Annotated in this window: 9 protein-coding genes; 8 read left to right on the top strand and 1 reads right to left on the bottom strand. The window is 74.5% G+C overall.

Going from position 1 to position 10600, the window contains the following annotated elements:
• Positions 1 to 197: 197 nt before the first annotated feature.
• Positions 198 to 368, bottom strand: a complete 171-nt coding sequence (locus tag ACFYYH_RS31370) for a hypothetical protein (RefSeq protein ID WP_388558237.1) — start codon at positions 366 to 368, stop codon at positions 198 to 200.
• A gap of 318 nt (positions 369 to 686) precedes the next feature.
• Here ACFYYH_RS31370 and ACFYYH_RS31365 point away from each other — a divergent pair, with 318 nt between their 5' ends.
• The 8 genes from ACFYYH_RS31365 to ACFYYH_RS31330 all read left to right on the top strand — a co-directional run bounded on the left by ACFYYH_RS31365 (position 687) and on the right by ACFYYH_RS31330 (position 10489).
• A complete protein-coding gene (locus ACFYYH_RS31365; protein ID WP_388558234.1) occupies positions 687 to 2591 on the top strand; it encodes a BTAD domain-containing putative transcriptional regulator in 1905 nt (634 codons plus the stop codon).
• A gap of 257 nt (positions 2592 to 2848) precedes the next feature.
• Positions 2849 to 4048: a radical SAM protein gene (locus ACFYYH_RS31360; RefSeq protein ID WP_388558231.1), complete on the top strand. Its 1200-nt coding sequence runs from the start codon at positions 2849 to 2851 to the stop codon at positions 4046 to 4048.
• The gene (locus ACFYYH_RS31355; RefSeq protein WP_388558228.1) at positions 4045 to 4809 is read left to right on the top strand and encodes an iron-containing redox enzyme family protein; all 765 of its coding nucleotides are present in this window, start codon (positions 4045 to 4047) and stop codon (positions 4807 to 4809) included. Before ACFYYH_RS31360 ends, ACFYYH_RS31355 begins: the two co-directional genes overlap by 4 nt.
• Positions 4806 to 5033: an aroma-sacti cluster domain-containing protein gene (locus ACFYYH_RS31350; protein WP_388558225.1), complete on the top strand. Its 228-nt coding sequence runs from the start codon at positions 4806 to 4808 to the stop codon at positions 5031 to 5033. The genes ACFYYH_RS31355 and ACFYYH_RS31350 overlap by 4 nt, the downstream gene beginning before the upstream one ends.
• A gap of 128 nt (positions 5034 to 5161) precedes the next feature.
• Positions 5162 to 8569 (top strand): adenylate/guanylate cyclase domain-containing protein, encoded by a 3408-nt coding sequence (locus ACFYYH_RS31345; protein ID WP_388558223.1) that lies wholly within the window; start codon positions 5162 to 5164, stop codon positions 8567 to 8569.
• A gap of 278 nt (positions 8570 to 8847) precedes the next feature.
• Positions 8848 to 9657: a S8 family serine peptidase gene (locus tag ACFYYH_RS31340; protein WP_388558249.1), complete on the top strand. Its 810-nt coding sequence runs from the start codon at positions 8848 to 8850 to the stop codon at positions 9655 to 9657.
• Positions 9654 to 10274 carry a GAF domain-containing protein gene (locus tag ACFYYH_RS31335; protein ID WP_388558220.1) on the top strand — a complete coding sequence of 207 codons (621 nt, stop codon included), beginning with the start codon at positions 9654 to 9656 and terminating at the stop codon, positions 10272 to 10274. Before ACFYYH_RS31340 ends, ACFYYH_RS31335 begins: the two co-directional genes overlap by 4 nt.
• Positions 10275 to 10351: 77 nt before the next feature.
• Entirely contained in the window at positions 10352 to 10489 is a 138-nt protein-coding gene (locus ACFYYH_RS31330) for a hypothetical protein (protein WP_388558217.1), read from the top strand.
• Positions 10490 to 10600: the final 111 nt, after the last annotated feature.

Raw genomic sequence — 10600 nt, 5'->3', positions numbered from 1 at the left:
CGGGGGGCGTTCACATTGGGCGCCGCACCGCCGGGGGGGGGGGGGGGGGCCCCCCCCCCCTGGGGGGGGGGGGGGGGGGGTGGGGGGGGGGGGGGGGGGGGGGGGGGGGTTGGGGGGGGGGGGGGGGGTGCGTCCGGGCGGGCCGTGAGCCGCCCGGACGCACCGTCAACCGCGTGCCGCGTACGAGGTGGCGCGTATCAGCAGAGGGCGACGCTGATGTTGCTGGTGCCCGGCTGGTCCAGGTCCTTGCCGGGGGCGGCGCTCTCCATCTCCTGGAGGCCCAGGGGGGACTCGGCGTGCGCCTCGACCTCGGCCTCGGTCTCGGCCGGCTCGGCGGACTCGTTCGTGGGCTCGGTGTTCTCGGCCATGGTGTCTCCTCGTGTAGGCGAACCGTGTCCCGGCGACGGGGGTGCGCCGGCAGCACAGAAGCTAGGACAGGCCGATTCACAGATGCCCAAAGGGCGGTATGCGTCCGGTATCCCCGCATACCAGAGGGGTGGGGCGGGACGAGGAGCCGCGTGGAACCGGCCACCGCCGGGTGCCTCTTGCGTCGGCCCTAGCGGAGATTAATGATGTACCCGAACCTATTCATTTCAGCTTATGGCGGCTGAGCCGGCGTGGCCGCCGTGTGCTCCCACGCCGCCGGCCGCTGACACGCCGCCTCTACCCCAGGGGGTACGAACGTGATGAACGGCATCGCCGAACCGCGGACCGGCGGCATACGGTTCTCCGTCCTCGGCCCGCTCTCGGTCCATCTGGGCCGACAGGCCCTCCCTCTCGGCCCGTTGAAGCAGCGTCTGCTCCTGGCGATGCTGCTGTGCCGGCCGAACAAGCCGGTGTCCGTCGACGCCCTGACGGACGCGCTCTGGGCCGATATGCCGCCCCGCACGGCCCGCAAGAACCTCCAGGTCTATGTGTCGGCCCTGCGCAAGCTCCTGGACGACGCGGGAATCAGGGACCGGCTCGCGCACCAGGCCGGCGGCTATGTGCTGCGGGTGGGCGACGACGAGCTGGACACGCTGCGCTGCCACCGCCTCGTGGAGGCGGGCAGGGACGCGCTGCGCCACGGCGCCGCCGCGCCCGCCGCCCGGCTGCTGCGGGAGGCACTCGACCTCTGGAGCGGGCCCGCCCTGCCCGAACTCCTCTGCTCCCGGGCGATCCTGGACGAGACCGAGCGTCTGAACAGCCGCTATCTCCAGTTGTACGAGGACTGGGCCGAGGCCGAGCTGAGCCTCGGCAACGCCCCCCGTATCGCCGAGACCGTCGCCGATCTCGTCGAACAGCATCCGCTGCGGGAACGGCTGCGGGCGGTCCAGATGAACGCGCTGTGCCGGCTGGGCCGGCAGACCGAGGCCTTCGCCGTGTACGAGGCGCTGCGCCAGCTCCTCGCCTCCGAACTGGGACTCCAGCCGAGTCCGTCGCTCCAGGCGCTGTACCGCTCCCTGCTCGACGGCTGTCCGGGCGGCGCCGGTGCCCCGCCGGACCCCGGCGCGCCCGTCACCGGATCCGCGCGGCGGGACCTGCGCTCCCTTCTGCCGCGGAATCCGGCGGACTTCACCGGCCGCCACGACCAGGTACGCGAACTGATGGCACTGCTCGCCCACGGCGGCGCGCAACGGCGGGTCGCGGTCCTCACCGGGCCGGTCGGCATGGGCAAGACCGAGACGGCCGTCCATGTCGCCCACCGGCTCGCCGACGCGTTCCCCGACGGCCGCCTGCTGGTGCGGATGCGGGACGGCGCGGGGGTCCCCCGGCCCTGGCCCGCCGTGCTGGCCGAACTCGCCCGGCTCGTCGGTCTCGCCCTCCCGGTGCCGGACACGGAGTGGGCCGACCACACCGACGTGGCCGGGGCCGGGGCCGACGGTGCCGACGAGGCCGCCGGCGTGTGGCGGGCCTGGCTGGCGCACCGAAGACTGCTGCTCCTGCTGGACGACGCCGCCGCCGAGGCCGATGTCCGGCCCCTCCTCCCGGACGCGGGGGCGAGCGCCGTGGTGATCACCGCCCGCTCCCAGCTGGGCGGACTCGCCCCGGCCCACCGGATGGGTCTGGCCCCCTTCTCCCTGGACGAGGCCCTCGATCTGCTGGCGGGCATCATCGGGCCCGAGCGGCTGAGCACCGACCGGGGCGCCGCGGAGCGCATCGTCGCGGCCACGGGCATGCTGCCCCTCGCCGTCCGGGTGAGCGGGCTGAAGCTGGCCGTGCTGCGCCATCTCCCGCTCGGCGAGTACGCGGCGCGGCTGGCCGACGAACACACCCTGCTCGACGAACTCACCGCGGGGGACATGGACGTACGTCCCCGGCTGTCGAAGTGCTGGAGCGATCTGCCCGAGGCGAGCAGAACCGTACTGTGCCGGCTCGGGACCCTTCCGGGGCCCGCCTTCACCCTGCACGAGGCCGCGACCGTACTCGCCCATGGCCAGGACCAGGCCCGCAGGGAGCTGGAGTCCCTGATGGACGCCGGGATGATCGCCCTGCCGGACAGTGAGGTCACCGCGCACGCGGTGCTCTACGAACTCCCGCGTCTGCTGCACGTCTACGCGCGCCAGCAGTCCCTCGCCGGTCCCACGGGACCCCGTCACGCGATGGCCTGAGCGGGCGTCCGGCCGGCCTGCCCTCCGTCCCGCCAACCGCCAACCGCCAACCACCGACTGCCGACTGCCGACTGCCGACTGCCGACCACCGGCCGCCGACCGCCGACCGCCGACCGCCGACCGCCGACCTGCGGCTTTACCGATTACCAGGCGTCTGTGACCAGGGTTCCGAACCCCTCGCCCGGAGACTTTCCGTACACCGGCTTTCCGTACACCGCGGCCCGCCGCCGTACACCGCCGGGAGAGGAGTAACCGCCGTGGAGCTCGCCGAGCTGATGAGCCTGCGCCCGCTGCCGGGCGCGGGACTGCTGCTGAACCTCACCCGCCGCTGCCCGCTGCACTGCGCCCACTGCTCCTCCTCGTCCACCATGGAGTCCGAGGAGCCGGACGGCGAAGGGCTGCTGCGCTTCGTCGGCACCTTCCGCGCGCAGGACCGCCCCGACGTGCTGATGATGTCCGGCGGCGAACCCCTGCTGCGGCCGGACCTGGTGGCGGCTCTGGCCACCCGTGCCCGTCGGGCCGGGACCCGCTCCGCGCTGCTGACCGGGGCGTTCTTCGCGGCGGACAGCGACGCCCGGGACACCCCGATCCCGGCGAGGATCCTGCGCGCGATCACCGCGGTCGACCACTTCTCGGTGAGCGTGGACGCCTTCCACGAACGGGAGGTCCCGCGCCGGGCCGTCTTCCGTACGGTACGGCGGGTGCTGGACGCCGGGGTGCCGGCCAGTCTCCATCTCGTCGGCTCGGGGGCGGACGATCCGTATCTCACCGACCTTGTCTCCGACGTCCGGCGGACCTTCGCGGACCGGGTGCCGATGCTGGTCAACACCGTGCGGTCGGTGGGCCGCGCGGCGTCCTGGGCCACCGCCCGACCCGCGGCGCCCGACCCGGAGCGCGCGCTCCCCTGCTCCATGGCGGCCTGGCCCGTCGTCGCCCATGACGGAACAGTCCTCGCCTGCTGCAACCAGCGGACGGTGGACACCCGCCCGCCGCCCGCCCATCTGACGCTGGGTCATATCTCCGAGGACACCTGGCCCCTGATCCGGGAACGGTCGTCCTCCTCACCGGTGCTGCGGATGATCAGAACGGTGGGCCCGGCCAATCTGCTCCACAGGGCCGCGCCCGGCGCCCCGGCCGAGGGCTACTGCGCGGGATGCCGGCGGCTCGGGGAGCGTCCGGAGGCCCTCGCCACCGCGGACAGGATCGCGTCCGGGGCCGCGGGCGCCCTGCTCGACCGGCACGCGGCCCGTCTCCAGAGCGACGCGGGCCCGGTCACGCTCGTACGCCGCCACGGCAGCGCGGGCCACGCCGGTCTGGTCGCGCTCGTTCCGGCCACGGCGGGTCCGGCGCCCGGAAGCCCGGCGGTCCCGGGCACCGCCTCTGCCTCCGCCTCATCTGCCTCCGGCTCCGGCTCCGGTGCGCGGTACGGGAGTTCACGGCCGGAGGCACCACGATGAGCGCGCCCGCGCACCTGGACCCCGGCACAAGCCCCGGTACGAGCCCCGGCGTGCTCGCAGGACGGGCACTGCGCACCGGGCTCGCCCTCGCCGCTCCCGCGCTCGGGGCGTCGACCGCCCGGCTGTGGCGCGCCCCCGGACTCCGCGAGCGGTACACCGGATACGTACGGGCGATGCACGGGGTGATCCGGGCCTCGGTGCCGCTGATGGAACGCGCCGCCGCACGCTGCGCCGAACTCGGTCCGCGCGACCGGACCGCCGCGCCCCTGGAAAGCTACCTCCGGGAGCACATCGAGGAGGAGCGCGGGCACGACGACTGGCTGCTCGCCGACTTCGCCGCCCTCGGCGGCGACCCCGGAAGCCTGACCACCGAGCTGCCCCCGCCCGCCGTCGCCCGTCTCGTGGGCGCGCAGCAGTACTGGATCGAGTACCACCACCCGGTCACCCTGCTCGGTTACATCGCGGCTCTGGAGGCCAACGCTCCCGCGCCCTGGCTGGCGGACCACATCGTGGCGGCGGCCGGTCTGCCGCCGGAGGCCGTCACCACCGTCCGCGAGCACGCCGCTCTGGACGCCGGGCACGCGGGGGCGGTCTTCGCGCTGCTCGACCGGCTCCCGCTCGGCCCTGCGGGGAGTTCCGCCGTCACCGTCAGCGGACTGCACACCGTGCACGCCCTCATCGAACTGTTCGACCGCGTCGACCGTGACGCGGGCACCGCACCGCGCCCGTACGGCCCCACGCCAGGAACGGACACGTCATGAACGAGCCCGAAGGCCATCTCCCCCACCACGTCGCCCCCGACCCGCTGACCTCTCTGGAGGAGCACGGCTTCCCGCTCACCGAACTCACCGACGAACAGCGCCAGGTGCTGGGCGATCTCACTCCGGCCGAGGTCTTCCTGCTCCTGGACATCAAGGCACGCCTCGACGAGGTGGGGCCCGAGGTCCAGGCACACAGCGAGATCGCCGGCGGGGCCCTCTTCTGACGTCCCGCTCCCCTCCGGCGTCCGTCCCCGGGCTCTCCCCCGGGGTCCGCTTCCGGGGTCCGCTTCCGAGGTCTCCTTCCCGACGTGTCACCCGATCCGCCCCTCCCGGGCTGAAAGGACAATGATCCATGCGGTGTGCCTCGTGCGAGGGCCTGCTGCCGCCGAGCGCGCGGTTCTGCCCGCTCTGCGGAACGACCGTCGCCGCACGCCCGGCCGTCCCGGCCGAGGAGCGCAGGACGGTGACCGTCGTCTTCTGCGATCTCGTCGGCTCGACGGCGCTGTCGGGGGCCCTGGACCCCGAGGCGCTGCGCGCCGTGACCCTCCGGTACTTCGAGCTGATGCGGACACGGCTGGAGGAGTTCGGCGGCACCGTGGAGAAGTTCATCGGGGACGCGGTGATGGCCGTCTTCGGCATCCCCGAGATGCACGAGGACGACGCCCTGCGGGCGCTCACCGCCGCGCTCGCCATGCTGGACGCGGTGGAGGAGCTGAACGACTCGGAACTGGAACCCTCACTGGGCATCCGGCTCCAGGTCAGGATCGGCGTCAACTCGGGTTCCGTGGTGAGCGGTACGGATGTCAGCGCCCGCCAGGCCCTCGTGTCCGGCGAGACCGTCAATATCGCCGCCCGTCTGGAACAGCACGCCCCGCCCGGTGAGATTCTGATCGGCCCGGAGACCCGGCTCGCGGCCGGGGCGGGCGCGCGGACGGAGCGCGTGGGTCCGCTGACGCTGAAGGGCAAGGACGGCCCCTTCACCGCCTACCGGCTGACCGGTATCGGGGAGGACGCGCCGGAGCTGCTGCGCCGCTTCGACGTGCCCTTCGTCGGCCGCGACCGGGAGCTGACGGAACTCGGGTTCGCGCTCGCCGATGTGTCCGACGGCCATGGCTCGTACCTGGTCACCGTCTACGGCGAGGCGGGCATGGGCAAGACACGGCTGCTGCACGAGTGGCGCGAGCGCGCCGCGTCGTCCGTCGTCTTCGGCTCGGGACGCTGCCGCTCCTACGGCGACCACGGCAGCCTCGCCCCGCTGGCCGAGGCGGTCACCGCGCTGCTGGACCGGGCCGCCGGGGACGGATCCGGGACGGGCACGGCCGCCGGGGAACGCCCCGTCGACCTGTCCGATCCCGCTGAACGCGCCGTGTGGAGCGCCGCGCTGGAGGTTCTCGAAGCCGGTCTGCTGAAGGACGGCACTCCCAACCCCTCGGTCGGTGAGACCTGTGCCGCCGTCGTCAGTGTGCTGACCCTTCTCTCGCGCCGGCGGACCGTCGTCGTGATGGTGGACGACTGCCACTGGGCGAGCGATCTGCTGCTGGACGTGCTCGACCGGCTGATCGGGGAACTGGACCCGTCCGCCGTGCTGTTCGTCTGTCTGGCCCGTCCCGAACTGCTCGACCGGCGGCCCGGCTGGGGAAGCGGCAGGATGCGCTCCCGCGCCCTGATGCTGCCCCGGCTGACGGCGGCCGAGGCCGAGACGGTCGCTCTCGCGCTGACCGAGGTGAGCGCGCACTGGGCGGGCGAGGACGGCGCAGTGGTCCCCGCCCGGGTCCTGGAGGCCGCCGGCGGCAATCCGTTCTATCTGGAGCAGCTTCTCACCAGCGTCTCCGAGCCGGAGTCCGCGTACGGGGCCGACGGCCGCGGCGAACTGCCGCCCACCCTCCAGGCGCTGCTCGGGGCGCGGATCGACGCGCTCGGCGGGCCCGAGCGCGCCGCGCTCGACCTCGCGGCCGTCGTGGGACGGGAGTTCACCGCCGACGAACTGGCCGCGCTCGCCGCCGTCTGTCGCGAGGGCGCGCCCGGCGGCCCGCTGCACCACGGCGCGGACGGCGCCGGCGGGGGCGCGGCGGACCCGGACGGCCGTCAGGAGGAGCCCGTACGGGCGGCGCTGAGCCGGCTGAGCCGGCGCCGGCTGGTCCAGCCGGTGGGGCGGACCACCACCGGAAGCGCCCCGCTGCGGTTCAGCAGTGTCCTCGTGCACGAGATCACCTACGAGTCCATGGCCAAGCGGGTGCGGGCCGAGCGGCACGAACGCGCCGCCGATGTGCTGCTGGCCCGGACGGGCGGGCCGAGCGGCCCCGCTCCCGGGCTCCCGGCTCCCGAACGGCCGGTTCCCGAACGCGACGCGGCCGTGGCGGGCCATCTGGAGCGCGCCTTCCGCTACCGCGCGGAGCTGGGCGTACTCGACGCCCGTACGGGGCGGCTGCGCCGCCGCGCCGCCCGGCTGCTCATCGGGGCCGGCTCCCAGGCGCTCGCCCGGTCCGACCTCTCCTGGGCGGGCACGCTTCTCGCACGGGCGGTGGAGCTCGCGACGGACTCGGAGCCCGAATGGGCCGAGGCGGCGCGGCGCCTGGGCGAGGTACGGCTCGCCACCGGCCAGGTCGAGGAGGGCCGGGGCCTGCTGCTCGCCGTGCTCGACGGCCGGAGGGGCGCCGACGGAAGCAACGGAAGCAAGGGGATTGACGGGAACGACTGGGGCGACGGGAACGACTGGGACGACTCCGCCGTCGAAGCGGCCCACGCGCGGCTCGCGCTGGCCGCCGCACCGCCCGCGGACGTGCCCGGCGACATCGCCGCGACGGCCCGGCTCACCCTGCCGGTGTTCGAGCGCGCCGGTGATGAGCTGGGCCAGGCCAGGGCGTGCATCCGGATGGCGCAGGAACGCCAGCTCCAGGGCCGCCACGGCCAGGCCGACGCCCTGCTCACCCGGGCCCTGGACCACGCGGTACGCCGTGACGCGGAACCTGAACGCGCCCTGGCGCTCGGCGCCATCGGGGTCTCGCTGTGGCGGGGACCCGAGCCGGTGCCCACGGCCCTGGCGCGCGGTTCCGGCCTGCTGGCCGAACACGGCGGCCCCCGGCCGACCGTACGCCTGACGCTCAACTGCCCGCTCGCGGTCCTGGTCGCCCTGCGGGAGCGGTGGGACGAGGCGCGTGCCCGGATCGCCGACGCCCGCCGGATCGCCGCCGAACTCGGCTATGCCGAGGGCCGTGTCGTGGTCCCCGTCTTCGCCGCGGCGGTGGAGTCGCTCGCGGGCCGGGGCGAACCGGCGCTCGAACTGCTGGACGAGGCGGCGGAGGCGGCACGCGAGCTGGGGGCCGGCGGACTGCTCGGAACGGTGACCCGTGAGGCGGCGAGGGTGCTGCTGGACGCGGGCCGCGTCGACGAGGCCGAGGAACGCCTCGCCGCGCACTCCGCCACCGCGGCGGGCGTGACGCCCGGCGAGGCCGCCGCGGCCACCGCCGGGCTGCCCCGCTCCGACGGGGCCGACCTCTACGGCGTCCTCGCCCGGATCTCCGCCGCACGGGAGCGCGCCGACGAGGCCCTCGCCCTGGCGGCACACGCGGTGAGCGCCGCCGGCGCGACGGACTCCCCGGTCGTCCAGGCGGTCGCGCTGCTCGACCGCGCCGAGGTCCTGGGGCGGTTCGGCCGGCGCGGGGAGGCGCGGGTGGCCGCGGAGCTGGCACGCGGACGGTTCGAGACGAAGAAACACCTGCCCGGTCTGCGCCGGGCCGCGCGCGCGGTGGAGTCGGTATGAGCGACGACTACGGCAAAGACGCCACGAAGCCCGACCATGCAAACAGCACAGACACCACAGACACCACAGACACCGCAGAAAGCCCGGACGGTCCGAACAGCACGGCGAACCCGGACAGCCCGGCGAACCCGGCCGGCACGGCCGGCACGGCCGGCACGGCCGGTCCGGAGCGAACCGCCGACGCTCCCGGCGCCCGTGTCACCGCCGACCCCGCCGAGTACGCCGGAGCCCCCGGCGGCGGGCCGGCCGGCGGTGGGGGAACGGCACGCCGCCCCGGCCTGGTCTGGAGCCTGCGCGGTGAGGGCCCGCAGGACGTCCGGGTCACCGCCGACGCCCCGGCCATGCCCGAGCCGGCCGCCTGGGCCGGTGCCCGCGGGCGCGGGATCAAGGTGTGTGTCGTCGACTCCGGGGTGGAGCGGGACCATCCGCTGATCGGCCCGCTCGCCGGCGCCTGGGCCGTCGTCCAGGGCCCCGACGGGATCACCGTGGAGCCCACCGACACCGGGGACGCCTGCGGACACGGCACGGCCTGCGCGGGGATCATCCGCGCCACGGCGCCCGACTGCGAGCTGTACAGCGTCCGGGTGCTGGGCAAGGGATTCTCCGGCACCGGCGACATCATGCTCGCCGGTCTGCGCTGGGCCGTCCGCCAGGGCTTCGACGTGATCAATCTGAGCCTGTCCACCACCCGGACGCGGTTCGCGCCCGAACTGCACGCGCTCGCCGACGAGGCGTACTTCCGCAGGACCGTGATCGTGGCCTCGGCCCACAACACACCGGTGGAGAGCTTCCCCTGGCGGTTCGCCTCCGTGATCTCGGTCGGCAGCCACCGGGAGAACGACCCGGACCTCTATCTGTACAACCCGCGCCCACCCGTGGAGTTCTTCGCCCCGGGACAGGACGTACAGGTGGCCTGGCTCGGCGGCACGACGATGCGGACGACCGGCAACAGCTTCGCCACGCCGTATGTCGCCGGTCTGTGCGCGCGCATCCTCTCCGAGCACCGCCGGATGACCACCTTTCAGCTCAAGACCGCTCTCTACCTTTCAGCAGCAAACGTCGAAGTCGCCGCCAGGGGTGCCCAGTGAGGGACAGCAGGGACAGCAGTGCAGGAAACGAGTCCACCGTGTCCGCCGTCGATCCGCTCGCCGGGGAGCTTCTCCGGTCCGTGGTGGAAGTGGCGCGGGCCATCTTCGGAGCCGAGGCGAGTTCGGTGTTCCTGCTGGACGAGGCCGCGCACGAACTGGTCTTCCAGGCGGTCTCCGGACGCGGGGAGGCGTTCCTGGTCGGACGGCGCTTCCCGGCCGACAGCGGTATCGCCGGCTGGGTCGTCACCTCCGGCGAGCCGATGATCGTGGCCGATCTGTCGCGCAACACCGCGTTCGACCGCGACTTCGCGCAGTCGACGGAGTTCGTGCCCGACGCGCTGATGGCGGCGCCCCTGATCCACGGCGACCGGGTCCTCGGCGTGCTGGAAGTACTCGACCCCGCGCCGCAGGCCCGTTCCAGTCTGGGCGAACTCGATCTGCTCGCCCTCTTCGCCCGGCAGGCCGCCACGGCGCTGCGGATGGCGGACGACCGCCGCGACCGCGACACCGCGCGCGCCGCGGCCCCCGGCTCCTCGGCGGAGCTGGCGGACGGCCCCAGGAGCCGGGCGCTGCATCTGCTGGAGGACCTGCGGAGCGTCCTCCAGTCGCCCGTCTGACGACGGACGGCCCTCCAAGCCTCCGGCTCCGGATCCCCGGTGCCGGTCCCGCCAACGAAACGAAGGAGGTGAACACCATGAAGAAGACCGGAACCCTCAAGAAGATCACGGTACGCGTTGCCGGCCCCGTCCGTCTGACGGCCGCCGCCAGCGCCATCTACGGCAACACCTGTGACCCGGGTCAGCCCACCTTCCCGCCGCTGTTCCCGCACTGATCCGCCGGGGGGGGGGGGGGGGGGGCCCCCCCCCCCGCCCCCCCCCCCCCCCCCCCCCCCCCCCCCCCCCCCCCCCCGCGCGCGGCCACCTGCCCGCCGGGCCACCGCACG

The organism is Streptomyces sp. NPDC002018, assembly GCF_042890865.1.
GTDB lineage: Bacteria > Actinomycetota > Actinomycetes > Streptomycetales > Streptomycetaceae > Streptomyces.
This window is presented reverse-complemented; position numbering and strand designations above follow the sequence as displayed.